Source organism: Methylobacter svalbardensis (genome assembly GCF_037671525.1).
GTDB lineage: Bacteria > Pseudomonadota > Gammaproteobacteria > Methylococcales > Methylomonadaceae > Methylobacter_A > Methylobacter_A svalbardensis.
On sequence record NZ_JAWPOH010000013.1, the window covers coordinates 54,433 to 80,133 of the forward strand.

Below are 25,701 nucleotides of genomic sequence, written 5' to 3' on the forward strand. Positions count from 1 at the left end.
CATCAAGATCGAGGTTATTTCATGTATTACATAGTTGAAACAGACAAGTCATTCGACCAGGCATCGGCAGACCTTGAATCAGCCGTTAAGCATCATGGCTTCGGGGTGTTGCATGTCCACGACCTGGGCGCCACGCTTCGCAGCAAAGGCATTGTTTTTGATAAGGAGTGCAAAATTTTTGAAGTCTGCAATCCGGGGCAGGCTGCAAAAGTTTTGTCCACCGATATGCGCTTGAACATGGCGTTGCCGTGTCGTATATCGGTGTTTACGGAGAAAGGCAAAACCATGATCGGCCTTATCAAGCCGGTGCAAATGCTTTCGGCGCTCTCTGAGGATGCGGCGTTAGTCGAAGTTGCTAAAGAGGTTGAGGAGAAAACCATCCAGATGGTTGACGAGGCGAAGTGAGTCTCGGCACATAAACAGTTTCATGGGTCTATCTGACAGGCGTGGCCAATGTAGGGGTTGCATTGGTCATATTCGCCATTTTCCATAAACCCCTTGTTTTCAGGAAACAGTTATGTTGAAAAAAATAGTGATAATGTCCGCGTTAACCGGTGCTTTAGCACTTTCACCCAGCCTGACTTTGGCGGCTGATCAGCTGCAAACCCAGCAGCAGGAGCAGGTATACGGCAGTGAATTGATGACGGAGCAAGAGCGGGAAGAGCATCGATCCAAAATGCGTAGCGCGAAGACTGACGAGGAGCGGGAGCAATTTCGCATCGAACAGCACGAGCGTATGAAAGAGCGAGCTAAGGAGCGCGGGATGACCCTTCCCGACGAGCCGCCAGTCAGGGGCGGTGGTATGGGGCTCGGTGGCCGCATGGGTGCCAGCGGCGGTCGCAACCGCTGACCAACGTCAATCCGCAAATACTCCAGGCGGGACGGGGTTGCAAACTCCGTCCCGCCTGGGATCTTCGTTAGTAGAACTCGCCTGCTGAACTACCACGCGGGACGGGGTTTGTAACCCCGTCCCAAACGTTTGATACCGCCGTTATCGTTATTCCATGAAAGAAATCTCTTCCGAGGGAAACATACCCGCTAATGCTTTGATACAATTGCTCACGATCCAATTAAAAAGGAAGCGCCCCATGCCATGCCGTCCCGACGCGTAGACGCCGAGCTGAATGCCGGAACTTACTATCTCACTCTAACCATTCAACGTTGGTATTATCTGTTTGACCGTTATAACCGCTGGCAAATTATGTCCGATTCGATCCGTTATTGCCAAGATAACAAAGGGCTGGAATTGAACGGTTATGTTTTTATGTTAAACCATATCCATCTCATAGTTACTTCGCCAGATATGGCGGGATTTTTACGAGACTTCAAACGATTCACTACCGCTAAATTCAAGGCCAATCTCGAAACCACCGAGCCGAGTGTTTTGAAACTGTTTATTGATGCACAGGGAAGTTACCGGTTTTGGATGGAAACTAATGCCCCGAAGAAGATCGAGAACCCTGCTTTCTATCTTCAAAAGCTTAACTATATTCACGAAAATTCGGTACGAAAAGGTTATGTTTCCCGTCCTGAACATTGGCTTTGGTTATCGGCCAACCCGGCTTCGCTGCTCCTTACCAAATTGCTTGCGACATGATGTTCCACGCTTGACGACTGACAGCCGGATAGAGCATGTTGCCCAGTTCGAAAAATTTTGCGCTGGAAATGTATAGCCGCTTAGCTCGGGCATCGTAAAAACGTTAAGGACGGGGTTGCAAACCCCGTCCCGCTTGGTACGGGCATGCTGTTTATGCCCGACAATTTCGATGGTTAAATATGGAAATGACAATTGGTTTACCAACCGTCGTCCCTTTATCGAATTCCAAAATGTCGGGCAACGATAAAACTGTTGCCCGACCTACAAGGCTGAACCCTACCGTTTGCGTCCTGACACGTTAAACAATTAAATCGTATCAGAATGAGGCGTCTGTTTTTCAGGCGGGATGGACTTTTCCAGCTTACGGCGAAATTCGTCCAATTGCTTGATTAATTCTTCACTGAAGGATTTGATCTGTTTTTCAAACAGCGGAATCTGTTGTTCCAGTTCCTTGTTGATGGTATCGCCAATCGCCCGCAAGCTTTTAAAAAGCTCGCCGAAAGGCAGGATCGAAAGATTATTCAGCGTTTGCTGATAATCAACTTTCCATTGATCGTTTTCTTTTAATAAAACGGTGTCAAACGATAAAAGCTTGTCGCTTTCAGGCTTTTTCAAGGTCATGCTCGTCGATACCGTTGCATTGGGACCGTTGATAACAACTTCCCCCGTCTTTAGTGACGCACCTTCCAGGTTTTGCTGTTTGGTCACCAGATGTTGGGTCTCCTGTGTAACGTGTGTTCTGGCGGATTCAAGATTGCCTTGCGCCATCGCCTCCCAGAAAGCCAGGGTGACCTGTTCGGGGGTTAATACGGCCTGACAGCCGCTCAGCATGAACAATAGACTGAAAAGCCCCGCCAATCCGGCCAGGCTTTTCGCTGCCTGATGGCCAGGAAAGATTTGTAATAGCACGTTAGTCGTCATCACCGAAGACTCCAGAAATTTACAGCAAACTCAAAAAACAAGTTTTAGAAAGATAGGGTTGCCGGAACGCCGGCTTCCGAATAGGAAACAGTCTAAGGATTTCAATTTATTTTATGACGCCGAAACCTTCCCTATCCATAGTACCCATAACCCTTCGAAAGTTCCAGTTTCTTCCGATACAATTGAGTCTGACAAACGCGTAAATCTCGCTAGATGGCCAGACTCACTATAGTTTTCGTGGATTAATTGCGGACGGTGGGCAGATAGACTTACTTCCTGCGCCGCTCAATCATGTTGTACAAAGCCATCCCGGCCACCATGGCCGCAACGAATATCCAGGCTTTGGGTTGCCCTGCGGCAGCACTGACAACAGCAGGCCCAGGGCAAAATCCTGAAAGCCCCCAGCCGATTCCAAAAACCAGGCTGCCTATTAGCAAACGTTTATCCAGCTTGGATGCGGCGGGCAGTTGCATAGGCGCTCCCAGCAAACTGCGTTGGCGTTTTTTGGCGATAGCAAAGCCCCCGGATCCGACCAGGACTGCGCCTCCCATCACGAATGCGAGCGTCGGATCCCAAGCCCCGGCTAAATCCAGAAAGCCTATGACCTTGGCCGGATTGGTCATTCCGGAGACGATAAGACCCAAACCGAATATCAGTCCAACAAAAAATGCGTTAATAGCCAACATGATTAAAGTCCCGGCAAATGGCGAGTCAGATAGACGGTGACAAAACCCGCCGCCATGAAGGTCAGCGTAGCCGCAATGGAGCGGATCGATCCGCGGGAAATGCCGCAAACGCCGTGTCCGCTGGTGCATCCGGATGCATACTGGGTACCCATGCCGACCAACAGACCGGCAATAATCAGTTCTATTGTTCCCGCTTCGATAACCACCGGGGGTAGATCAAAGGCCATTTGATAAACAAAAGGCGCAGTGATCAAGCCGAGCAGAAACATCACGCGCCAGACTTTGTCTCCTTTACCGGTTTGAAGCAGGTCGCCTAAAATTCCGCTGATACCGGCAATCTGGCCATTGAATAACACCAGCATTACCGCGGCAAAGCCGATCAACAAGCCGCCCGATAGTCCGGCGATATAGGCGCTGTGAGTTAAATCAGATAGGTTCATATTTTTCTCTTAAATGTGGACGCGTCAAAAAGGTTTAACAACTGCCAGTACAACAATACCGACCAGAAACAACACCGGCACTTCATTCATCCAGCGGAAAAAAACATGGCTGCGCCGGTTGCGGTCATGTTTAAAATCCAGCAGCCACAGATAACAGAAATAGTGATAAATCAGCGTCAACATCAGCAGCAGCAGTTTTGCATGTAGCCAACCGGCATTGGCGTAAACGGTCCAGTCGTAAGCAATCAGCATCCAGAAGCCGAATATCAACGTTGCGACCATGCCCGGCGTCATAATGCCGAAGAACAGTTTGCGCTCCATTATTTTAAAGCGTTCATTGCTGATTTCGTCATCGCTCATTGCGTGATAAACATACAGGCGCGGCAGGTAAAACAGGCCTGCAAACCAGGTGACCATAAAAATCAGGTGTAACGCTTTTAACCAGAGCATGAGCTAGCCTTTTAGTAGTGATTCGATAGTTGTTTTCATTTTTGCCGAGTCAAAGAACCCGATTTCTTTTTTAACAACCGAACCGTCCGGGCCGATCAAAAAGGTGCTGGGTGTAAACATCACGCCGCCAAAAGCTTCGGCGTGTTCGGAGTTTACATCCAGCGCCACATTGTAAGGCAGTTGTCGGGCTTTAGTCATATCGACGACATGATTTGGCGGGTCGTAGTACATCGCAACGGCGATCATCTCCAGACCCGAGGCATGATACCGGGTATACAGATCGATTAAGTCAGGGATTTCTTCGATGCAACTGGGACAGTCGGTCGCCCAGAAAGTGACCACAACCGGCTTGCCGCGCAAATCTTTCAGGGCGATTTTTTTACCGGTGATGGTGGTAAAAGTCACGTCAGGCGCCGATGTAATGGTCTTGCTGCAGCCCATACTAAGAGCTATTGAAATGAGCGCCAGTAATAATAGGCCTGGAAGTCGGTGTTTGGCATTCATCAGCTATGCGCGCCTTGGTTTTTTGAACAGGTAATAAATGATCGCTGTCAGCGTGACCGCGACAGCGAATACAATTTTATTGCCGGTTTTTATATAGTCAATCACGCTATTACCGTAGTGGTAATAAAGCGAGAAATAGGAAATCGTGGTGATTGTACAGGCTGTTAAATCGGCGAGTGCAAATTTCAGAAAATTCATTCGCCCTAATCCGGCAGTCAGAAATAAACCGTTTCTTACGCCGAAAGGAATGAAGCGTCCCACCAGAATCGTAATCAAGCCATATTTTTCATAGAAAAGATGGATTTTTCCGATTTTTTGAGCGGAAACCCTATTGGCGAAAAACCGGATTTCAAACAGTTTCGCGCCTAATATTCGTCCAAGCCAGTAGCAGACCAGATCGGAAAGGTAAGCGCCCAGATAAACGGCAATGAAAAGCTGCACCAGATAATCGGGGTAGATGCTGGCTAAAACCGCCGAGACGAACAGCATCGCGTCTTCGGAAACGGGGATGTTAAGTCCGGCCAGCATTAATGCGCCGAAAATAATATAGGGCGCATAAGGTATATTAGTCTGGATTAAATGGATCAGCTCTTCCATTGGTAATAATATCTAATCGATTTTTACGTAAACTCATGGATGGAATGACCAAACCGGCTATAAAACAGGATACAGATACGGCGCTCATTGTCGGGTTTGGTACAGAGCTCGTTTGCAAGAGGCTTATGACGTGTGGCGCGACAATTTGACGGTGATTTGCGCGATATTTGTCGCTGATCTTCATTGCGCATTATGAAATATAATTGTGCATTATGATAATTAAAATCTGAGTCAGCGCTTAAATCTCCATATCAACCGTGCCGCCTATAGGAAAAAAAATCCCGAATCCACTGCGCAGGCTGTCGCGGTTGAACCAGCGAATATATTCCTCTACATGATTTATGCAACTACCTTTGCCATGTGTGCGACACCGCACCGACTCTCAGAAGTTTTTCCAGTAAATTTTTTATAACGTTGTACTTCATGTCTTTTGACAGCAGGATTGACTTTGTAAGCCAAAGTCAATTAGCCGGTTTACAGAGGAATAATTTCATTGCTTATTAACGATACCGTTAGTCGTTGGATAATGCGCAAAATGTAAGAATCATCCATAAGTAATGGGAGGGTGACTTTGTGTTGCCCATGTGGGTAAGGAGTCTCAGTAAATGCTTAAGCTTGATGAGGCTATTTCATGTAATCAAGAAACAATCATAGAGGAGTTTTATTATGCATAACATTAAAACAATCGATAAATTGCTGAAAGATGAATTAGCCGCAACGGAAACCTATCAACAGGCTTTGGATAAGTTTCGGGAAGATGTCGCACTGGGTGAATCGGAGTATTTAATGCCCATTTATGAAAATCATAAGGATGCGGTTTCCAGTTTGCAGGCAGAAATATCTCAATTGGGAGGAACGCCTTCTGAGGACTCGGGAGTCTGGGGTACTTGGGCGGAAATAGTCGAGGGAGGCGCTAATTTGTTGGGTCAAAAAGCCATACTGAAAGTTTTGCTGGAAGGAGAAAGAATTGGTGTAGAGGATTATGATAAAGCGTTGCAGGATCCCGATTTGCCTTCGGATGTTCGCTCGTTGATTGAAACGAAGCTGCTGCCTGCTCAACACGCCCATATACGCACTTTGGATCGGCTTTTGGACTAGGTTTTCTAGTTCTTATATCGGGCATGCAGTTTTTAATTGATGTCAGCGTGGACCGTAATTTGTTCGCGCTGTCTCAATTGATTGCATTGCCTCGCTCAAACGCTAATTTATAAATCAAGGAATTCCAACATGATTTCAACTGTACCTGATGTAGTTTTTAAAACACGTGTTCGCGACGAAAGTATCGGTGGCGACAACCCGTTTCGCTGGCAGGATGTCAGCACTGACGATATTTTTAAAGGGAAGAAAATTGTTGTTTTGGCTCTTCCCGGCGCCTATACACCTACCTGTTCAAGCCAGCATTTGCCTGGATATGATGCCAAATATCAGGAGCTTATTGATCAGGGGATTGATGAGGTTTATTGCCTGAGTGTTAATGATGCCTTTGTGATGTATCAATGGGGCAAGCATCTGGGCATCAAGCATGTAAAAATGCTGCCCGACGGAAATGGCGATTTTACCAAGGCAATAGGCATGCTGGTGAAAAAAGAAAATCTTGGTTTTGGCAGTCGTTCATGGCGCTATTCCATGATTGTCGAGGATAAAAAGATTATCAAATTATTCAGCGAACCCGGCCAAGTTGATAATTGTCCGGATGATCCGTTTACGGTAAGCGATGCTGATACCCTGCTGGATTATTTAAAACATAACAAATGAGCCGACATTGGCCCTTTGATTCTACGAGAGGCCCCCATGACTCAATATGATTATGATCTGTTTATAGTGGGTGCGGGTTCTGGCGGCGTGCGTGCCGCTAATATGGCTGCGGCACAGGGCGTACGAGTTGCCATTGCTGAACAGCGTTATTTAGGTGGCACCTGTGTCAATGTAGGTTGCGTACCTAAAAAACTGCTGGTCTATGCCTCCCAATTCAGCGGTGAGTTCGAGTCGGCAGCAGGCTTTGGCTGGACGATGGGCAAATCAACGTTCAACTGGCCTAGCCTGATTGCAAATAAAAATAGGGAAATAGAGAGGCTACACGCTGTCTATAACAATCGGCTGCAAAAATCGGGTGTCAGTCTTATCACTGGCAGGGCACAAGTGCTTGATGCACATACTGTCGCTGTCGACGGTACGGAATACAGCGCCGAACGCATGCTGATTGCAACAGGGGGTTGGCCGTCTGTTCCTGACATACCCGGCAAGCAACACATCGTCACCTCGAATGAAATGTTTTTCCTCGATCAATTGCCTAAACATATCATTATTGTCGGTGGCGGTTACATCGCAGTGGAATTTGCCAGCATTCTTCATGGTCTTGGTGTTAAGACGACAATTTGTCATCGCGGACATAAACTGCTTCGTGGTTTTGATGAGGATATACGTGATTTTCTGGCTGATGAAATGACCAGGAAAGGTATTGATATTCTTTTCAATACCGATATCGAAGCTATAGAAAGTGCAGGCGATTGCTTCGCAGCACGGCTTATTGATGGCAGTCAAGTGAGCACAGACCTGGTGATGTATGCCACTGGCAGAACACCGAATTCAACCGGATTCGGACTGGAGAAGCTTGGTGTTGAACTGGATAGCGAAGCTGCGATTAAAGTCAACAGTGATTATCAAACCAATGTGCCGTCAATCTACGCACTGGGAGATGTGACTAACCGGGTCAACCTGACTCCGGTAGCCATTGCAGAGGGCATGGCTTTGGTCAATAAATTGTATGTCAATAAATCAAAACCGGTAGATTATGACAATATTCCTACTGCCGTTTTTTGCCAGCCCACTATTGGTACGGTAGGGCTAACCGAAGCACAGGCGCGCGAAAAATACCCGGACATCGATATTTACAAAACCAGTTTCACCTCAATGAAAAACAGCCTCTCCGGTATGGATGAAAAAACCCTGATGAAAATGATTGTGGTCCGCAGCACTGACAGGGTTGTCGGCATGCACATGGTCGGGTCTGATGCTCCCGAAATTATTCAGGGCATGGCCGTTGCCATTCGAGCCGGCGCGACCAAGGCGGTCTTCGATTCTACTATCGGCATACACCCAACTGCTGCCGAAGAATTTGTTACCTTACGTGAAGCCGTGATTTAAGCAATAAGGGGAAGCCGCAATTACTAAAATACCCATTATAACGATGATTTACTGCAAAAACTGAGACTCACCGATGAAGACAAGCACTCTTGTGCGAAATGGAATTTCTACGGAAATAGTGGACTTAATATCGCGCTTGGTTGATTTGATTTCTGGGTCTGAGCGGCGCTGCGCAATGGGCGATGTGACTTTGTCGTTGCTGGATGGCAAGCACCGTATTGCCGAGAATGTATTTAGTTTGGAACCGGTCTACTGTTGAAGTAGGCATCAATGAGTTTAAAACTGGCATTACCTGCATAAACGACATATCACTCCGAGTCAATCCTGCAACAGAAGTTAAGCATCCTAAACTGCTGGCAGACATGAGCGCTATCATAGAACCGCATAGCAGTTCGCATCTGACGAGGCGTAGTATGCTGATGCCTGCAAGGATGAGGCTGTACATTGTTTGTCCTTCGTCGAATAGCCCTGCCGCCTTGCTCAGTTCTCTTATTTCCAAATGCTCTATACTGACACAGGTTTCTATGTTAGTTTTGATGCGATTCTACCTTCAACTCATCGAGAGGAAATACCGATGCCTATTAGTGAATTTTGTAACCGTGAAGTAGTGTACGCAACAAGAGAAACAAGCATCCTGGAAGCGGCGCAACTGATGCGTCAGTACCATGTGGGCGATCTGGTGGTCGTGGATGAGGTTGACGGCAAGCGGGTGCCGGTCGGTATTGTTACAGATCGCGATATCGTCATTGAAATAATTTCCCAGTCCCTTGACCTCAATGAGTTCAGCGTGGGTGACATCATGAGTCCGCAACTGATCAGTGTGCAGGAAAAAGTAGGCGTGTTTGAAACAATTCAGCTTATGCGTACCAAGGGAATACGCCGCATCCCGATTGTTAATGAGGACGGAGAGCTTGAAGGCATTGTGTCGGCCGACGACATACTGGATCTTCTGGCCGAAGAGATGGCGCAACTGGCCAAAGTCGCGCCTCGAGAACAGGAGCGTGAGGTTAAAACAAAAATCTAGTCAGGAAGATATTTAGCTGGCTGCGCCGTCTCAGGCAAGCGACTTTAAACGAAGCGAAAAACTAAACCCTTATTCGAGCTTTCGAGTAAGGGTTTTTATAGTATGTAACGATCAAAAATCAATCAGTCGGTATTATTTCGGACATCCTTCCATCTTATAAATGGCATAACCTTGCCGGTCAATATCAGCTCTTAAGGCGGCCGGTGCTTCAATGCTGTGGTAGAAATAGCAGTTCTCCGGAGTGACCACGGCATCATCAAGGCCAATGCTTGCTAACCAGTGTTTGGCATAGGTCAGGGCTTGCTGTTGATCTTGTTCATCCAGCACCACATTAAAATGCAATTTTTTGTTTTGTGCGGTTTTTGCGTAAGTATCGAATACATGGGAGATGGTCATTTGTTTTTTTTCCTTATTATTGATGATTGGAAGGCTGTAATTATAAGCTTATGAAGATTTATACCTCCTGAGCTTGCTGAAGAATTCAATCAGCGCTTCCATGGCTATATGAATAGCTTATGAATTTAATGTAGCCAATCAGGAAACAATCCATAAATACCTAGCACCATTGTCAATAATAGGCATTTTCACTATAGTTAAATCGCAGTATGAAAAAACCTTTCAACTTTATGAGGACTTGCTCATGAACGACTTCTACAAAGATATTCTAACTGGAATAGTATTTGTCATCGGCCTAATAGGCTTTATTTCCGGTGAATTCATCATCTCATCTGCGCTATTCGCCTCAGCGGCCATTGCCAGTAATGTTAACCTGAACCGTAAACGGGGCAAGGCCGGTCAACTTTCATGGGATTGATTCATCTAACTGAAATTCTTAACCCAGTATCCTGAAGACTTCCACGGCTTAACGGCCCGGAAGTCTTTTTATTGCTCAATTTGCTTAAAACCCCCGGCACAAAATCAAGTTATTCCTTTTCTGGAGGAATTTAGCTTCACAATAACATCACCTGCTGACCGCAAGCTAAACTCGACTACCCGTTAACACTCGATGTTGGTCTACAATGAACAAGTTCATCATTAACCGTTAAAACTGGCGTGTTCAGCTATAGAAAAATATACCTTGACATCACTATGATCAGAAGTCTACACTGCCTCCAGCTTAGAAATAAGATTTACCCTCTGCTTATCATTTCGATGTATCTTTTGTAGTTCCTCGTCCTGTTTTTCATTTTGTAATTTCCAAATTTTTCCGGCTCTATCCGCCTTTTTTAAGGCTTTATATAATCAAATTTTTACAGGACTCATTATGTCTACAATAACTACCGGCATCGTTAAATGGTTTAATTCAGATAAAGGCTTTGGCTTTATCGAGCAAGCATCAGGCCCCGACGTTTTCGTACATTTTCAACAAATCAATAACTCCGGCGGCTACAAATCACTGGATGAAGGCCAAAAAGTACAGTTCAGCGTAGCGCAAGGCCAAAAAGGCCCGCAAGCTGAAAACGTAACGGTCATCTAAGTACCAAAATGTCTGCTGCAGCGCAAGATGTCGCTGCAGCTGGCAATTAAGATACACTATAAAGAAAACAGCTAATTTTTTATGTTAGCGCTTGATCTTCTTTATAAAGGCCATAGTATATGACCTGAAAACTACTCGGGGGCGACATGGCTTCGACGTGGGTAGCAAAACCTTAAGTGCATGCCGAGGACAGTACACCTCGTAAAATCTACTGAAACTAAAGTATTCGCAAATGACGAAAACTACTCAATGGCTTTAGCTGCTTAAACACAGCACCATTCCTTTGACCATCTGTGCTTATGCGGGTGGAGTTCAGTTCGCTGAACGCTCAGAGGTCATTTACATAAGATCGCGCTGAAATCTGTCCGGTATGGATGCGCTAAAACCTTACGGAATCGCTGATGATTTTCTTGGCCTGACGGGTAGTCATCAGCTAAATCAAAGACGGGATAAGCATGTAGACCTTATGGCGGAGTACTTGCGGACGGGGGTTCAATTCCCCCCGCCTCCACCAAATTTCAAAAACCGGCAGAGTTCAAAAACACTGCCGGTTTTTTTATGCCTGTCGGTTTTTGACTGGCGCATCAGCAACAATGCCGCAGGAAGTTGTTGCGTTGGCTTAATGATGCCTTCGCTCACGATGGCCACCACCGCGATGCCTATCGTCACCGCCATCGCGATAATGGCCGTCACCGTGGCCTCCGCCATAAAAATGATGTGGATGTACGCAAGCGCTGACTAACAGTATCAACCCGCAGAGCATAATTCTTCTTGTTATTAATGCCATTACCGTATTCCTTATGTAAAATAATGATAAGCAAGAGTAACTGACGATCGCTGAATAACGCATGAATCAACTTTGCTACCCATGATATGCGCAGGCACACAACTGAGTCTACGGGAGTCGGGGACAATGCTCACGCGGACGTGTGCTGTTCAGCTAGGGACGGTTTATGGTTTATGCTCCACGGGTTCAGGACAGACGGTGTTTCGTGTCGAATGGAATTAGTGCTTGTATTCTTCGCATTTCACGTTAATTAAAAGAATACGCTCTCTAACTACTTTGATCGAAACAGACTGTACTTGGACATGAACAGCGAATACCGCCGCCTTGATTTCTATGCTCTGATTCTGGGTAGTTTGGTCTGTAACCGAAACTCGACAGTAAGCAAAAATGCGTAACATGGGTGAATTTTGTCCGAAAGTGGTGCACGAATATCAGCCAGGAGAATGAATAATTAACATTCGCTGGCGTAACGCAACCGGCTAATTCTTAATCCCAACACCTTTATGCAAAAGGTAAAGGCTAAACAAGGTTAAGGTGACGATAAATCCGCCGGTAATGAGAAAGCTCAGCTGAATATCAATATCGGTCACGCCTATCAAGCCGTAACGAAAGGCATTGATCATATACAAAATGGGATTTCCCATCGAGATAGTCTGCCAAACACCGGGCAACATATCTACCGAATAAAACACGCCGCCCAGATAGCTTAACGGGGTTAATACAAAGTTCGGGATGATCGAAATATCGTCGAAACTCTCGGCGAGTATTGCATTGATAAAACCGGCCAAAGCGAAGACGGTGGCTGTCAGTACGGCGATAGTCAGGGTAATCGCGATATTATTAACGTTAATATCGGTAAATAGCAGGGATATTAAGGCTACCACAATGCCTACCAGTAATCCGCGAATAATACCGCCGCTGACATACCCGCTCAGAATCACCCAGTTGGGTATTGGGGCAACCAATAATTCTTCAATATTGCGCTGGAATTTGGTCGAGTAAAACGAAGACACGACATTGGCGTAGGAGTGGCTGATCACCGACATTAAAATAATGCCGGGGACAATATAGTCCATGTAGCTGGCACCGCTGATCGTACCGATACGGTCGCCGATCAGCTTGCCGAAAATCAGGAAATACAGGGCGGTGGTGATAGCCGGCGGCAGCAAGGTTTGCGGCCAGATGCGGATAAACCGGAATATTTCCTTGGTAACAATAGTTTTTAAAGCAATGCAATAGTTCATCGTTTATTACCTGTCGGGTTTGAGTCGATCAGATCCATAAATAACTGTTCCAGCCGGTTGGTCTTGTTTTTTAAACTGATGACTTCGATATTTTGTGCGGTCAATTGACTGAATAGCTTGTTAAGGCCGTGCTCTTTAGGTATGGCAACAGCAAGGGTTTTGTCTGTTATCAGTCCGATTTGACAGCCTTCAATCACCGGCGCCGCAGCAATGGGCCGAGCCAGATCCAGGACAAAATGTTCCACATGCAGTCTCGCCAGCAAGCTCGCCATATCGGAGTTTTCAACAATCCGCCCGTGATTGATAATGGCGATATTGCGGCACAGGCTTTCCGCTTCTTCCAGATAGTGTGTGGTTAAAATGATAGTCGTGCCTTGCTGATTGACTTCCTGCATCATGTTCCACATCGAACGGCGTATTTCTATATCAACACCTGCGGTCGGCTCATCAAGAATCAATAATTTGGGCGCATGCACTAAGGCGCGGGCAATCATCACCCGGCGTTTCATGCCGCCGGACAAACGTCTGGAAACGGTATCGCGCCTGTCCCATAAATCCATTTGTTTAAGGCAGTATTCGGTGCGTTGCAGCGCAAGTTTGCGCGGCGTACCATAATAACCGGCCTGATTGAGTAAAATACTTTTGACGGTGTCGAATTGATTAAAATTGACTTCCTGAGGAACCAAGCCGAGGCAGCTTTTCGCTTTTGCCTGTTCACGTCTTAAATCATGCCCGAAGATACTGACTGAGCCACTGCTTGCATTGACCAGCGAACTGATAATACCTATGGCCGTTGACTTGCCGGCACCATTAGGCCCCAGCAAGGCAAAGAAATCGCCGGCCTCAACCTCAAGATCGATGCCTTTTAAGGCTTCAAAGCCGTTATTATAGGTTTTTTTAAGATTACGCAGGGATAATGCATTCATGTTGAAACTAACACTTAACGGAAGCCTTTAAATAAGTTAAATTACGTAAGCTGAATTACGTGCTACATCCTGTGTTTGGATGACTAAAGCTGTATAATATTATCAGATATTGACATGCTACATAGACAAAACTGGATCACTCGTGCCGAACAAACCTCCCGAAATCGTTGCTGCTGTAGACCTGGGTTCTAACAGCTTTCACATGATTGTTTGCAGTTTAACTGATGGCAATTTACAAATACTCGACCGTCTCAAAGAAATGGTAAGGCTTGCGGCCGGCCTGGATAAAAGGAACTACCTTGATTCCGATACCCAAAAAAGAGCTTTAGACTGCCTGGAACGGTTTGGTCAAAGAATCCGCAACTTTCCGCCGGAGAGCGTCCACGTTGTCGGCACCAGCACCTTGCGTATGGCAAAAAACGCTCAACAGTTTTTGGACAAGGCTGAAAAAGCGCTAAACCATCCCATCCATATCATTTCAGGCATAGAAGAAGCCCGCTTAATCTATCAGGGCGTTGCGCACAGTCTGGGCAGCAACGCCAACTTACGGCTGGTTATGGACATAGGCGGCGGCAGCACCGAATACATCATAGGCTCTGGCGATACGCCCAGAGTAAAAGAAAGTACACCTATGGGCTGCGTGTTGGTTAGTAATGCTTTTTTTAAGGAAGGTAAATTATCCAAAAGTGCATTTACTCAGGCAACCTTGTTCGCCGAACAGCAGCTTGAACCGATCCAGAAGCAATTTCAGCGTAAAAACTGGGACGAAGCCATCGGCGCATCAGGCAGTTTACGGTCGATTGATAAGGTCCTTCAAGCTAAAAACTGGAGTAATAACGGCATAACCAGGGAAGGACTGGAGCATCTGGTCGCCCATTTAAATCAGTGTAACCATGTTAACGAGCTTAATTTGCCGGAACTCGACCCAGAGCGTCTGCCGGTATTTCCAGGCGGTGTGGCCATCGTCTACGCTACCTTTAAAAGCTTGGGCATTGAGCAAATGACCGTTTCCGATGGAGCGTTAAGAGAAGGCCTGATTCAGGATCTACTGGGGCGGTTTTATGATCATGATATCCGCTCCGCAACCGTGCAGACTATGGCAGACCGTTATCATACCGACAAAGAACATGCAGCTCGCATTAAACAGACAATTAGCTATATACAGAAACAATTGGGTGATGGTTTTTGCGGGCCTAACCACGAACATGTTATGCAGTTTTTAAACTGGGCGGCAGATCTGCATGAGATTGGGCAGGATATCGCCCACAGTCAGTACCATAAACACAGCGCTTATATTATTGAGAATGGCGACTTTGCCGGTTTTTCCAGGCAGGATCAGCTTTTATTATCAACTATTGTAAAATCACATCGACGTAAATTTTCACGCTCCCATTTCAATAAATTACCATCCCCCTGGAATATTGACGCGCCCAATCTGACCGTTATTTTGCGACTGTCGGTATTGTTGCACCGCAATCGCCAGGAACATGTATTGCCCGATTTTAAAATATCGCTAATAAAATCAAAAATCCGCGTGCAGTTCCCAGCCAATTGGCTGGCTCAGGCACCGTTGACTCATGCTGATTTGGTTCTGGAAGCCGACTATTTAAAACCTGCCGGTTTCAAACTGGAATTTTCTTAACCCTAAGCTCATGAGAATTTTATTTCGTATTTCGTTCTATTCCATTAGTGCATTATTGATTTTATGTGTGATGCTGGTTCTTTTTGGCGTCGGCAACAAGCCCGAGCTTGAAGTGGGATGGTCGCCCACCCATGACGATTTGCTCAGGGCAAAAAAGATCCTGTATGAAGGATTTAAAACGAAGCCTGATGAAATCGGTATCATTGAATTAACCGAAGCCGACCTTAATCTTGCCGGTAATTATTTGTTAAACCGTTTTAGTAAAAGTGCGGCTGATTTGGATTTGAAAAACGGTGAGTTGCGATTCGTGGTTACTATGACCTTGCCTAAAAATAGCTTAGGCAAGTATTTGAATATTAGCTTTAGATTAGGCAACGTTAAAGGCAATGATCTTCCGGTCATAACCAAATTTAAAGCTGGAAAACTATTACTGCCGGCAAAATTGGCGGCTTTTGTTATCGACACCATTATTCAGCATTCATCGTTGAATGAGTATTTTATTCTGGCAACCCGTCCCCTCAAGGCGGTAACCATTGATGCGGAAAAACTCTCTATTACCTACTATCCCAATAAAAATACATTGTTACAGGCGCGGAACTTTTTGACGCACACTGGCGATAATTCTACGCTGAATATTTATCAGCAGAAACTAGCCGACATTGTCGCCAAGCATGACCCGGAATGGCGCTTATCACTGGCGGAGTTGTTGCGTCCATTATTTGAACTGGCTTACCAACGCTCGACAATGGAAACCGCCATAGACGAAAACAGGGTCGTTATTTCTACAATCAATGACTATGTTAATAAACGGGAGGCAAAAAAACTGCTGTCTTCGATTGAAGCTACGCCCGTGACTGGAAAACAATATACTGCCTTTTTGTATAAACGTATCGATCTGGCGCAACATTTTATAGGATCAGCCGCGCTTACCGTATTGGTAAACAAGCAAGCCGCCCAAATTTCAGGAGAAGAAAAAGAACTAAGCGATGCACACAGCGGCAGTGGCTTCAGTTTTATTGACTTGGCCGCCGATAAAGCGGGGATACGCTTTGGTGAAATGGCAACATCCTCACCGGAAAATGCACGAAAAATGCAAAAAGCCATGTCCGGGATTAAAGATTACAGTGATTTTATGCCTGATCCCAGAGATCTGCCTGAGCATATGGATGAGGTTGAATTTAAACAGCGTTTTGAATCGGTAAACAGTCCAATTTATCTGGAAATTTTAAAGCAGATTGATCTGCGTATTTCGGAAATGCCAATTTATAGTGCAGAATAAAAACAGGGGCGACCGAGCGATCGCCCCCGAATTAACCGCTTAGTTAAAAGTAGAATCCGGTGTACCTGGCAAAACAGGCATTTGCTGTTTAGGGAACTCGCCGGTCAAACCATTCAAAAAGGCCACAATATCGGCAACTTCTTCTTTGCTTAAATCCTTGCCTAATTGCAGTTTTGCCATCAACGTTACCGCTTTATCCAGCGTTTTAACCGAACCATTGTGGAAATAAGGCGCAGTCAAAGCGACGTTACGCAAAGTCGGTACTTTCCACAAATGTTCGTCTTCCTGCTTGTTGCTGACTTCCGCTAAGCCTTTATCCCTGCTGAAATGATATTGCGCTTCCCAATAGCCGTTGGGGATGACAGGGAACTTCTGGAACACACCGGGGCCGTTAAACGCCGGGCCGCTATGACAAGTGGTACAACCCAATTCCGCAACTTTTTCCATGCCGCGAACCTGTTGTTCCGATAAGGCTGATTTATCGCCGGAAACATAACGGTCATAAGGACTGTCAGGCGTAATCAAGGTTCTTTCATAAGCGGCAATTGCTTTAGTTACAGCATCTTTAGTGATGGTATCCGTACCAAAAGCCCGCTCAAAGGGCAGCTGATAACCTTCAATCGTTTTTAAACGGGCAACGACCTCATCCCAGTTTTTCATGCCCATCTCAATCGGATTGGTCACGGGACCTGCCGCTTGCTCTTCCAGGCTTGCCGCTCTGCCATCCCAAAATTGGACCGTATTAAACGCAGCATTCCAGACTGTCGGCGCGCTACGTCCACCTGTTTGACCGTTAACACCCATAGCATTCGGTCTGTTATCTTCGCCGCCCAGCATGGTGTTATGGCAGGAAGAGCAAGAAACCGTACCTGTAGAGGACAAACGAGGATCATGATAGAGCATTTGACCCAACTCAACTTTAGCCGGCGTTGTCGCATTATCTGCCGGTTCAGGGGCTTCTTTGGGCAATACCTCCCAAGCCGAAGCCACCGAAACCGAACTTGCCAACGCCAACGCTGTAACCAGCGAACGAATTTTAAACATACTATCCTCCAAAATATTAGTTATTATTAATGCGGAAAACCTACATAGCCCAGTAACCTTACTGCACATCCGACAGAATTGTAAGATATGCAGCAGATAAGGTACAACCAAATTTCCCCTGCTTGAGTTATCGGTGTGAATTTATGGGTATTTTGATTAAAAAATATCATTTTAGCGACAGGGTATTGACTGAAATAGAGGTTCCGGCTGTCAGGGTTAGCGATGTCAAAACGGTTTGATGTATTATTTAAGTTCCACAGCGTAAACGCACGTAACAAAGGGGTTGAGCATGTTAATCAAAACCAAAGCAAACATCTTGAGTAGCGAAATCACCGACCGGGCGGTTTTTGAATCCCGACGGGAGTTTATTAAAGCGGCTACTGCGTTTTCGGCGGGGCTTATGTTGCCGAACCTGGGACAGGCAGAAACGGGGAAATATGCCGATGTTCCGGTCGGGCCTTATTCCGCTAAGTTAGCGGTTACCGATCGTGAGGATGTTGCCGGTTATACCAATTACTATGAGTTCTCCACCAATAAACAGGATTCGACTGTTTTAGCCCAGGCGTTAAAAACCACGCCGTGGAGCGTCGAAGTTGTCGGCGAGGTGGAAAAGCCGGGCGTTTACAATCTGGAAGATATTCTAAAAGATAATCCTGTGCAGGAGCGTATTTACCGATTCCGTTGCGTGGAAGCCTGGTCTATGGTGGTGCCGTGGATAGGCTTTCCATTGGGTGATATGCTGAAGCGCTTTAAGCCTACGTCGAAAGCCAAGTTTGTCGAATTTACCACGCTTTATAACCCTGAAATCATGATAGGTCAGCGTTCCGGCGTTTTGGACTGGCCTTATGTGGAGGGTTTGCGTATCGATGAAGCGATGCATCCGTTAGCGATTATGGCTACCGGCATGTATGGCGATGAGTTGCCCAAGCAGAATGGCGCGCCGTTGCGTCTGATTGTGCCGTGGAAATACGGTTTCAAGAGTATCAAGGCGATAGTTAAAATACGTTTTATGGAAAATATGCCGGAAACCGCGTGGCATAAAAGCGCTCCTGCGGAGAATGGTTTTTATGCCAACGTTAATCCTGAAGTACCTCATCCCAGATGGAGTCAACGCCGCGAGCGGGTTTTAGGCAGCAGTATTTTTACCCCGAAGCGTGATACGGAAAAGTTTAACGGCTATGGCGCGGAAGTCGCGGGGCTTTATTCCGGTATGGATCTAAAGCGGCATTTCTGATGTTACTCGGCAAAAAAGGCTGGGTGGGCATAAAAGTAATCATTTTTTCGCTGAGTCTGCTGCCTTTTGGCTTGCTGATAAATGATGGCATCAACGATCAACTGGGCGCTAATCCCATAGAAACCCTGCATTTCGGTTTTGGCGATTGGGCCTTGCGATTTTTGTGCGTGGTTTTGGCGCTGACACCGATTAAAATAATAACCGGGCAGAGCTGGCCAATGCGCTTTAGGCGCATGATAGGCCTGTTCGTTTTCTTTTATGCCAGCCTGCATTTACTGATTTTTATCGCGCTTGATTTGTCGCTATCCTGGGAGGCATTTAAAGACGAGGTGCCGAAAAGCCCTTATATCCTGATGGGCTTGCTGACTTATGCGTTGCTCATTCTTCTGGCCGTAACTTCAACCAAAAACATGCAGAAAAGATTGGGGCGAAATTGGATAAAACTGCATCGTTTGATTTATGTCGCAGGGTTAACGGCTCTGATACATTATTTTTGGTTGGTAAAAGCGGATTATACCGAACCGTTGATTTATGCAGTGGTGATCAGTATTTTATTGGCAATACGGATTATTGTTCATTGCCGAAAGACCCGTAAACTTTCGCTGCGAGACAGGAGCCGAGTAGTCCCCAGAAGCGATAGGGCAGGTGTTTCCGCGAAGCATGGCGTAGTGGAAATGCAGGCTTTACCAAATCGCGTCGACGACTGCGGCCGCCGAAAGCATTAGCGGTCGCGTGATGGGCAGGGGACGACAAATTGCTCCTGCATTTTCTTGCATTCACACCATCCATGGTGTCCACGCCCATAAAAAGCTTGCGCAACAATAGCGGCTCCCTGTTAACCTTTTAGGTTATATCAAAAGACGTTAACACTTCATCATGTTGAAGTTCGGTGATTTCAACGTGATCGACCCGGGCGGTTATCGGGCCTTTGTGGCACCATTTAATGAATTTTTCAATAGCCAGCTTTTCCGCTTCGGCGATGATTTCAACCCGACCATCAGGGAGATTTTTGGCGCTGCCTTTTATGGCAAAATGTTTGGCCTTGTTCTGGGTAAAAAGGCGGAAGTAAACGCCTTGAACTCGACCGGAAACCAGGATTTTAACTTTGCGTATCACTCTTTAATTCTCCAGCAATAATGGATTTTTGGATTGCGGGCAAAATCTTCCGGTATTGTTGCCGCGCTGATGTCTTCTACGATGAAATCAGACAATGCCTGCTTGTCGATTTTAAAGCGTCTGAAGTTGGTCGAAAAGTATAGGACACCTCCCGGCGACAGCAAGGAAATGGCGTTATTAATCAGTTGTACATGGTCGTTTTGTATGTCGAACGCTTCATCCATCCGTTTGGAATTGGAAAAAGTCGGCGGGTCGAGGAAAATCAAATCGTAGTGTTTACTGGGAAGCTCGGCTTCAGTGGCTAGCCATTCCAGGCAATCGGCCTGGATAAATTCATGCGCGCCTTCGTTAGCATTCAGCGCCATGTTCTTTTTTGCCCAGTTGATATAGGTGTTGGACATGTCAACAGTGGTCGTCGATGCAGCGCCACCCATTGCCGCATGAACTGTCGCGCTGCCGGTATAGGCAAACAGGTTTAAAAAGCTTTTGCCTTTGGCCTGTTGTTGAATCATCATGCGTATAGGCCGGTGATCGAGGAACAAGCCGGTATCCAGATAATCTTCAAAATTCACCAGTAACTTGCAGCCGCCTTCTTCAATAATGTGAAAACGCCCCTGGTCACCCTGTTTTTCGTATTGATCGGTACTTTTTTGCTTGCGGCGTATTTTCAGGAACACCTGATCGCTATTGACGCCAAGTACCCGAGGTATTTCGGCCAACAGCCCCGCCAGTCGCTGATCGGCTTTGTGCTGATCGATGCTTTTAGGCGGTTCGTATTCCTGCACATTGATCCAGGTTTGTTCACCTACAGGGATGTCGGTGAGGGGCGTGAGCTGGGAGCGGTAAACTTCTCCTTGGTAAATGTCAACGGCGACCGCGTACTCCGGCAAATCGGCATCATAGACCCGATAGCAGGTGATATGATTTTTCTTGGCCCATTTGGACAGTTTTTTCAGGTTCTTTTTGAGCCGGTTGGCGAACATCACGGCAGCGACGGGCTCACTTATATCCCTGTCTGTAACACTTTTCGCGCCCGAAACACTGGCTTCCTTGTCGGTGCCGGTAGTCTCAAGTTGCGGAGCAGGGCGGGTCTCGGTTACTTGAGCAATCCGTTGTTCCTGCGTTTTGCTGATCTCGGTCACTTGAGCAATACGCTCTTCCTGCGTTCTGGCTTTGGGAGTGAAGAAATTGCTTTCTTCAATATCCAGACGTAACAGTTTGCATTCAAGCGCGCCATTAAACAGGGTAATCGGCTTTTGTGAGCGGATGCCTAAGCGAAAGCCCAGTTCCGGGTTGCTGATGATCATCGCGGCTTTCCAGCCGATAAAATGCGCTTTGAGTGATGCGCCGAATTTTTTGTATAACTCAGCGGTTTCCTGCTCGTCGCCCAAGCGTTCGCCATAAGGCGGGTTGCAGATCAACAGGCCGGGTTTCCAGCTTTCGGCGGGTTCCGCGTCCTCAATATCGCGGCGTTCGACATGGATTTTATGTTGCAGGCCGGCATTGGCGATATGCGCTAAAGCGGTGTTGACGGTCTGGCGGTTTTGATCGAAGCCTACGATAACGGGCAGCTTTTCCATACCGATTTTTTTACGTTGTTCGGCTTCAGCACGTAATTTTTTCCAGCATTCGGCATCGTGTTTTTTCCAGCCAATAAAACCGAAATAGTCGCGTAACAAACCGGGTGCATAATCGGCGGCGATCATCGCGCCTTCCAACAGCAGCGTTCCTGAGCCGCACATCGGGTCGATTAACGAGCCCTGTTGTTTGGCGATTTGGGGCCAGCCGCTACGCAGCAGCATCGCCGCCGCCAGGTTTTCCTTCATCGGGGCTTTGATATTGACGTCCCGGTAACCGCGACGATGCAGACTTTCACCGGAAAGATCCAGGCTGAGCTGGGCAGTTTCGCCATTCAAATAAACATTGATGCGGATACTGGGCTGTTCGGTATTGATGCTGGGGCGGATTTGAAACTTGTCCCGCATCTGATCGACGATGGCATCCTTAACTTTTAAAGCGCCAAAGTGGGTATTGTTGATTGCTTCTGAGTTTTTCGCACTGAACGAGACCGCAAAGCTGTCTTCAGGATTAATATGCTCAAACCAGTCGATTTTTTGTACGCCGTTATAAAGATCTTCCTGGGTTTTTACCTCGAATGAGCTGAGTACCAGTAGGATGCGATTTGCGGTTCTTGACCACAGGCAGGCACGATATGCGGTCTCCAGATCGCCCTGAAAAGCGACCCCGGCCAGAGTGGCCTTGATATGGGTTATGCCGAGTGCGCTGAGTTCATCGGTAAGGATGGTTTCCATCGCTTTGGGGGTTGTGGCAAATAATTGGTAAGTGGGCATAGGAACGAGGCGAAAGGCGAAAGGCGAAAGTAAAAAGGCGCAAGATGCAGGCTTGTTTGCCTTGCATCTTGCGCCTTCCGTCGGCTTTTTTACTGAATCTTGATCAGCTCAACATCAAAGATCAATGCGGCATTCGGGCCGATTGCCCGGCCTGCGCCTTGCTCGCCATAAGCAAGTTCTGACGGAATATAAAAGCGGTATTTTGCGCCTTCTTTCATTAGTTGTACGCCTTCAGTCCACCCGGGGATTACCCGATTTAAGGGGAATGTGGCCGGTTCGCCTCGGCTGTAAGAACTGTCAAACTCTTCACCATCAAGGGTAGTGCCTTTGTAATGCACGGTAACGCTATCGGTAGCTGAAGGTGAAGTAGCGCCTGTTCCAGGTGTCAATACTTCGTATTGCAAGCCGGTTGCTGTCGTTACGATATTGGGTTTTTTAGTATTTTCTGTAAGAAAGGCGGTTCCTGCTGCTTTATTTTCTTCGGGGGTAGTGGCATTGGCCATTGAAAACATAGTAAATCCTATAAGAATGACGGTGACAATTAAAAGAACTTGAGTTTGAATTTTTCTCACGACTTATCCTTTTTATGAATGTTGAGCTGAATAGTTTACCAAAAAAACGAACTTTCGCTTTCTAATTCCTTTTTGCAATCGCCTAATTGGTGTTGAAACAGTTTTGCTCGCTTGGCTACTTTGTTGGCAATTTGTACTAGGCCGGCTTTTTGTAAATAGCTTTTGCGATAATAACCGCCATGTCCTTCATGGTAGGCGAGGTATAAATTTTTGGCATCCAGTTTCGATATGCCTAATCGAGTGTGGCTGATATTGCAGTACCAGCCGATAAAATCAGCGGCATCGGCAAAGTCATCGCGATCCGCTCCCCAGTCGCCTGCCTTGGTCTGATAACCATCCCAGGTTTCATCTTTGGCTTGGGCATAGCCATAAGCGCTGCTGGCTCGGGGCAGCGGAATAAATCCCAGCAGCCAAGGACGTGACGGTTGTGCATCGGCAACAAAGTGCGACTCCTGGTGCATGATCGCCATTTGAATGTGGATAGGTACCCCCCATCTCTCAAATGATTTTTTAGCGTCATCATACCAATCCTCTTTTTCCCTGAAAGTAGAGCATATATTGTCACTGTTTTTAGGCGGAAGTGCCGTGCAGGCCGCCAAAGACAATAACAAGAGCAGGAATAATGGTTGTTTCATGATGAAGAAGGTTAGGCAAGATTGAGATGATGTAGGCGACGAAAATAATTGTAATGGAAAAGAAAAAAAATAATACAGGCGCTATAATTGCGACTGGTAGCATTGTGCAGTATTTGAGCAACAGCATAACACGGGTAATCAGAGAGGATAGTTAGATGAGTTTAGATGTAGACCGGCCTTATCGGAAAAACTTAATGTCGCATGGTTTGATTTATATGGGGGGAGAAGAGCGGAAAATAACCATTAAAAACCTTTCGTTAACCGGGGTGCTTGCAGAATTAAAGTTTGATCAGGCGAGCAGCGACGTCAAAGAGATTTTTAATATGCTGTCGGCATCGGCTACGATAGATTTATATCTTCCTGAAATGCGTTTAGCCGGTGAAGCCGAGGTGGTCAGGGTTGATATGTTCGATGATCATATATTGCTCGCACTGGAATTTAAAAGTGTTGTTTATGATGTCGATAGCCAGTTGTACAGGAGAAAAGTGTATAGAAAAAGCATGACGACTCCGGGCAAAATCCTGTTAGATGGTAAATATCGCGATTTTAATACCGTCAATGTTTCGGTGGACGGGTTAATGATTAGTATTGTTGAATCCATAGCCGTCGAAGTGGGTGAGATAACCGAGTTTGAATTTGAGCAGATGGAATTTAAAGGTGAAATAAAAGTGATGTGGGTTGAAGGTATCGCCGATGACAGAAAATTGCTCGGGTTGGAATATATGCACATGGAAAAAACAGCCATTAAGGGGATACCTCGTTTTGCCCGCTAACAAACTGCATAACTTCTTGCCACCAGGAAAGCTCTTGATTCAGCGGCAGCGTGTTGTGGTTCGCATCTTTAAATGTCCGGATTTTCTTTCGTTCGTGCAGTGACTCGAACAGCTTTAAGCTGTATTTATTGGGGATGATTTCATCCTCTTCCGCGATCAGAATCGCCGTGTTCCCCGAGTAATTTTGCAGGTTTTCAATATTGTCGAATTTATCGCGGATCAGCCATTTGGCCAGGAAAAACCAGTAATGGTGTTGGGCAACATCGGCCATGCTGCTAAACGGCGTGATCAGGACAATGCCTTTAACCTGAACTTGCCCGCTCTGCACGATGCCGCAGGCCACGCCTCCACCCAGTGATTCGCCCCACAGAAAAATAGGGCCGCCAAAATCGTTCAATGCCTGTTTTGCGGTCTGGATGCCATCGGCAATCAACGCCGCTTCCGATGGCGTACCGTTTCTGGCGGCATAGCCCGGATATTCGGCCAGGATCACCCGGTAACCCAGTTCCTCCAACGCATCCAGGTAATAAGTCCGGTCGGTTGCAGAGCCCGCATTGCCGTGAAAAACGATAACCGTGCCTTTGCCTGTCGTTTGGGATGTTTTGGAAATCAGTCCCCGATAATCATCCGCCGACGGCCAGAGCTTCAGGTTGGATTGATCGGCCAGTTGCTGTTGGTCTTCAATCGGATACGTATCGGGGAAATAGATCATTTTTCGTTGGAATAGAAAAACGATCAGCAGGAGCAGTAAGTAGGTCAGCAGGATTGAAAGCATAGGCTTAAATGTTGGCATTTTTTGTTTGTCCGGCCTACAGAACTACCAAGGCTTATCTTCCATTCCGGTTAAATCGCGGCTGCCATGAATGACGGCGATAATAGTGATGTGCTCTGGCTGGGTCAGATAGATAATGCGGTAGCCTTGAAAAATCAATTCCCGAATATCGGTTCTTTCTTCGGCTTCCGGCACTCGTCGGCCTATCTCGGGAAAAGGTTCCAGTTTTGTTGTGGCATCAAAAATACGCTCAATAAATTGTCGGGCATAAAAACTGGAGTCTTTGGGGGATCTAAGCCCAAACCCCGGAAATTTTGGAAGTTCAATTATAACAATGCCTTATAGAATAATGATACTGCTGGCAGGGGTTAATTAAATCTTATGTCGGCCAGCATCGCTTCGAAGTCGATTGGGTTACGGTTGTTTTTAAAGTCATAGTGGCCCAAGAAGTGGATATGTTGCCAAGCCACCGGGGAGATCTTTTGG

32 protein-coding genes and 1 other RNA gene are annotated in these 25,701 nt (G+C 46.5%); 16 read left to right on the forward strand and 17 right to left on the reverse strand.

The window, feature by feature from the left end; translation table 11 throughout:
- Window positions 1-21 precede the first annotated feature (21 nt).
- The 3 genes from RW114_RS07440 to RW114_RS07450 all read left to right on the forward strand — a co-directional run bounded on the left by RW114_RS07440 (window position 22) and on the right by RW114_RS07450 (window position 1,597).
- Complete coding sequence (locus tag RW114_RS07440) at window positions 22-405, forward strand: DUF302 domain-containing protein (protein WP_340122107.1); 384 nt, start codon at window positions 22-24, stop codon at window positions 403-405.
- A 112-nt stretch (window positions 406-517) separates the two neighbouring features.
- Entirely contained in the window at window positions 518-850 is a 333-nt protein-coding gene (locus RW114_RS07445) for a hypothetical protein (RefSeq protein WP_340122108.1), read from the forward strand.
- A gap of 351 nt (window positions 851-1,201) precedes the next feature.
- Complete coding sequence (locus tag RW114_RS07450) at window positions 1,202-1,597, forward strand: hypothetical protein (RefSeq protein WP_340122109.1); 396 nt, start codon at window positions 1,202-1,204, stop codon at window positions 1,595-1,597.
- A gap of 306 nt (window positions 1,598-1,903) precedes the next feature.
- Here the strand turns inward: RW114_RS07450 and RW114_RS07455 are convergent, their stop codons facing one another.
- From RW114_RS07455 to RW114_RS07480, 6 genes are all read right to left on the reverse strand, one after another.
- Window positions 1,904-2,518 (reverse strand): nuclear transport factor 2 family protein, encoded by a 615-nt coding sequence (locus RW114_RS07455; protein ID WP_340122110.1) that lies wholly within the window; start codon window positions 2,516-2,518, stop codon window positions 1,904-1,906.
- Window positions 2,519-2,787: 269 nt separating this feature from the next.
- The gene (locus RW114_RS07460; protein WP_340122111.1) at window positions 2,788-3,204 is read right to left on the reverse strand and encodes a DUF6691 family protein; all 417 of its coding nucleotides are present in this window, start codon (window positions 3,202-3,204) and stop codon (window positions 2,788-2,790) included.
- Between the two features lie 2 nt (window positions 3,205-3,206).
- On the reverse strand, window positions 3,207-3,644 hold the full coding sequence (locus tag RW114_RS07465) for a YeeE/YedE family protein (RefSeq protein ID WP_340122112.1): 438 nt from the start codon (window positions 3,642-3,644) through the stop codon (window positions 3,207-3,209).
- A 24-nt stretch (window positions 3,645-3,668) separates the two neighbouring features.
- Window positions 3,669-4,094: a protoporphyrinogen oxidase HemJ gene (gene hemJ / locus RW114_RS07470; RefSeq protein ID WP_340122113.1), complete on the reverse strand. Its 426-nt coding sequence runs from the start codon at window positions 4,092-4,094 to the stop codon at window positions 3,669-3,671.
- Between the two features lie 3 nt (window positions 4,095-4,097).
- Entirely contained in the window at window positions 4,098-4,598 is a 501-nt protein-coding gene (locus RW114_RS07475; protein ID WP_340122114.1) for a peroxiredoxin family protein, read from the reverse strand.
- A gap of 3 nt (window positions 4,599-4,601) precedes the next feature.
- Window positions 4,602-5,195, reverse strand: coding sequence for a DedA family protein (locus tag RW114_RS07480; protein ID WP_340122115.1), 594 nt, complete (start codon window positions 5,193-5,195; stop codon window positions 4,602-4,604).
- A 666-nt stretch (window positions 5,196-5,861) separates the two neighbouring features.
- On the opposite strand from RW114_RS07480, the gene RW114_RS07485 reads away from it, so the two are divergent.
- The 5 genes from RW114_RS07485 (at window position 5,862) to RW114_RS07505 (ending at window position 9,363) form a co-directional block, all read left to right on the forward strand.
- Window positions 5,862-6,293 carry a DUF2383 domain-containing protein gene (locus RW114_RS07485; RefSeq protein ID WP_340122116.1) on the forward strand — a complete coding sequence of 144 codons (432 nt, stop codon included), beginning with the start codon at window positions 5,862-5,864 and terminating at the stop codon, window positions 6,291-6,293.
- 129 nt (window positions 6,294-6,422) lie between these two features.
- Window positions 6,423-6,950: a peroxiredoxin gene (locus tag RW114_RS07490; RefSeq protein ID WP_340122117.1), complete on the forward strand. Its 528-nt coding sequence runs from the start codon at window positions 6,423-6,425 to the stop codon at window positions 6,948-6,950.
- Window positions 6,951-6,986: 36 nt separating this feature from the next.
- A complete protein-coding gene (gene gorA, locus RW114_RS07495; RefSeq protein WP_340122118.1) occupies window positions 6,987-8,339 on the forward strand; it encodes a glutathione-disulfide reductase in 1,353 nt (450 codons plus the stop codon).
- Window positions 8,340-8,412: 73 nt separating this feature from the next.
- Entirely contained in the window at window positions 8,413-8,598 is a 186-nt protein-coding gene (locus tag RW114_RS07500; protein ID WP_340122119.1) for a hypothetical protein, read from the forward strand.
- Window positions 8,599-8,913: 315 nt separating this feature from the next.
- Window positions 8,914-9,363 carry a CBS domain-containing protein gene (locus RW114_RS07505; RefSeq protein WP_340122120.1) on the forward strand — a complete coding sequence of 150 codons (450 nt, stop codon included), beginning with the start codon at window positions 8,914-8,916 and terminating at the stop codon, window positions 9,361-9,363.
- A gap of 132 nt (window positions 9,364-9,495) precedes the next feature.
- Here RW114_RS07505 and RW114_RS07510 read toward each other — a convergent pair whose 3' ends face one another.
- Entirely contained in the window at window positions 9,496-9,759 is a 264-nt protein-coding gene (locus RW114_RS07510) for a DUF2024 family protein (protein ID WP_340122121.1), read from the reverse strand.
- 244 nt (window positions 9,760-10,003) lie between these two features.
- Between RW114_RS07510 and RW114_RS07515 the strand changes: the two genes are divergently transcribed.
- The 3 genes from RW114_RS07515 (at window position 10,004) to ssrA (ending at window position 11,354) form a co-directional block, all read left to right on the forward strand.
- Window positions 10,004-10,177 carry a hypothetical protein gene (locus RW114_RS07515; RefSeq protein ID WP_340122122.1) on the forward strand — a complete coding sequence of 58 codons (174 nt, stop codon included), beginning with the start codon at window positions 10,004-10,006 and terminating at the stop codon, window positions 10,175-10,177.
- A 450-nt stretch (window positions 10,178-10,627) separates the two neighbouring features.
- On the forward strand, window positions 10,628-10,840 hold the full coding sequence (locus RW114_RS07520) for a cold-shock protein (protein ID WP_340122123.1): 213 nt from the start codon (window positions 10,628-10,630) through the stop codon (window positions 10,838-10,840).
- Window positions 10,841-10,977: 137 nt separating this feature from the next.
- Window positions 10,978-11,354: a transfer-messenger RNA gene (ssrA, locus tag RW114_RS07525) on the forward strand.
- Here the strand turns inward: ssrA and RW114_RS07530 are convergent.
- The 3 genes from RW114_RS07530 to RW114_RS07540 form a co-directional block, all read right to left on the reverse strand.
- On the reverse strand, window positions 11,333-11,533 hold the full coding sequence (locus RW114_RS07530; protein ID WP_340122124.1) for a hypothetical protein: 201 nt from the start codon (window positions 11,531-11,533) through the stop codon (window positions 11,333-11,335). The genes ssrA and RW114_RS07530 overlap by 22 nt on opposite strands.
- Before the next feature lie 573 nt (window positions 11,534-12,106).
- Window positions 12,107-12,871, reverse strand: coding sequence for an ABC transporter permease (locus RW114_RS07535; protein WP_340122125.1), 765 nt, complete (start codon window positions 12,869-12,871; stop codon window positions 12,107-12,109).
- Entirely contained in the window at window positions 12,868-13,797 is a 930-nt protein-coding gene (locus tag RW114_RS07540; protein ID WP_340122126.1) for an ABC transporter ATP-binding protein, read from the reverse strand. The genes RW114_RS07535 and RW114_RS07540 overlap by 4 nt, the downstream gene beginning before the upstream one ends.
- A 142-nt stretch (window positions 13,798-13,939) precedes the next feature.
- Between RW114_RS07540 and ppx the strand changes: the two genes are divergently transcribed.
- The gene (ppx, locus tag RW114_RS07545) at window positions 13,940-15,439 is read left to right on the forward strand and encodes an exopolyphosphatase (RefSeq protein ID WP_340122127.1); all 1,500 of its coding nucleotides are present in this window, start codon (window positions 13,940-13,942) and stop codon (window positions 15,437-15,439) included.
- Between the two features lie 10 nt (window positions 15,440-15,449).
- Window positions 15,450-16,718: a hypothetical protein gene (locus RW114_RS07550; RefSeq protein WP_340122128.1), complete on the forward strand. Its 1,269-nt coding sequence runs from the start codon at window positions 15,450-15,452 to the stop codon at window positions 16,716-16,718.
- 39 nt (window positions 16,719-16,757) lie between these two features.
- On the opposite strand, the gene RW114_RS07555 is transcribed toward RW114_RS07550, so the two are convergent.
- Window positions 16,758-17,762: a cytochrome-c peroxidase gene (locus tag RW114_RS07555; RefSeq protein WP_340122129.1), complete on the reverse strand. Its 1,005-nt coding sequence runs from the start codon at window positions 17,760-17,762 to the stop codon at window positions 16,758-16,760.
- Window positions 17,763-18,051: 289 nt separating this feature from the next.
- Between RW114_RS07555 and msrP the strand changes: the two genes are divergently transcribed.
- Entirely contained in the window at window positions 18,052-18,996 is a 945-nt protein-coding gene (gene msrP, locus RW114_RS07560) for a protein-methionine-sulfoxide reductase catalytic subunit MsrP (RefSeq protein WP_340122130.1), read from the forward strand.
- A complete protein-coding gene (locus RW114_RS07565) occupies window positions 18,996-19,721 on the forward strand; it encodes a protein-methionine-sulfoxide reductase heme-binding subunit MsrQ (protein ID WP_340122131.1) in 726 nt (241 codons plus the stop codon). Before msrP ends, RW114_RS07565 begins: the two co-directional genes overlap by 1 nt.
- Before the next feature lie 118 nt (window positions 19,722-19,839).
- Here RW114_RS07565 and RW114_RS07570 read toward each other — a convergent pair whose 3' ends face one another.
- From RW114_RS07570 to RW114_RS07585, 4 genes are all read right to left on the reverse strand, one after another.
- Window positions 19,840-20,109 carry an acylphosphatase gene (locus tag RW114_RS07570; protein ID WP_340122140.1) on the reverse strand — a complete coding sequence of 90 codons (270 nt, stop codon included), beginning with the start codon at window positions 20,107-20,109 and terminating at the stop codon, window positions 19,840-19,842.
- The gene (gene rlmKL, locus RW114_RS07575; RefSeq protein WP_340122133.1) at window positions 20,109-22,463 is read right to left on the reverse strand and encodes a bifunctional 23S rRNA (guanine(2069)-N(7))-methyltransferase RlmK/23S rRNA (guanine(2445)-N(2))-methyltransferase RlmL; all 2,355 of its coding nucleotides are present in this window, start codon (window positions 22,461-22,463) and stop codon (window positions 20,109-20,111) included. Before rlmKL ends, RW114_RS07570 begins: the two co-directional genes overlap by 1 nt.
- A gap of 89 nt (window positions 22,464-22,552) precedes the next feature.
- A complete protein-coding gene (locus RW114_RS07580; protein WP_340122134.1) occupies window positions 22,553-23,035 on the reverse strand; it encodes a BamJ family beta-barrel-assembly machinery protein in 483 nt (160 codons plus the stop codon).
- Window positions 23,036-23,070: 35 nt separating this feature from the next.
- The gene (locus RW114_RS07585) at window positions 23,071-23,670 is read right to left on the reverse strand and encodes a transglycosylase SLT domain-containing protein (RefSeq protein WP_340122135.1); all 600 of its coding nucleotides are present in this window, start codon (window positions 23,668-23,670) and stop codon (window positions 23,071-23,073) included.
- A 155-nt stretch (window positions 23,671-23,825) separates the two neighbouring features.
- Here RW114_RS07585 and RW114_RS07590 point away from each other — a divergent pair, with 155 nt between their 5' ends.
- A complete protein-coding gene (locus RW114_RS07590; protein ID WP_340122136.1) occupies window positions 23,826-24,443 on the forward strand; it encodes a PilZ domain-containing protein in 618 nt (205 codons plus the stop codon).
- On the opposite strand, the gene RW114_RS07595 is transcribed toward RW114_RS07590, so the two are convergent.
- Both RW114_RS07595 and RW114_RS07600 read right to left on the reverse strand, forming a co-directional pair.
- Window positions 24,415-25,236: an alpha/beta hydrolase gene (locus RW114_RS07595; RefSeq protein WP_340122137.1), complete on the reverse strand. Its 822-nt coding sequence runs from the start codon at window positions 25,234-25,236 to the stop codon at window positions 24,415-24,417. The two genes, RW114_RS07590 and RW114_RS07595, sit on opposite strands and share 29 nt — an antisense overlap.
- A 24-nt stretch (window positions 25,237-25,260) precedes the next feature.
- Window positions 25,261-25,551 carry a type II toxin-antitoxin system RelE/ParE family toxin gene (locus RW114_RS07600; protein WP_340122141.1) on the reverse strand — a complete coding sequence of 97 codons (291 nt, stop codon included), beginning with the start codon at window positions 25,549-25,551 and terminating at the stop codon, window positions 25,261-25,263.
- Window positions 25,552-25,701: the final 150 nt, after the last annotated feature.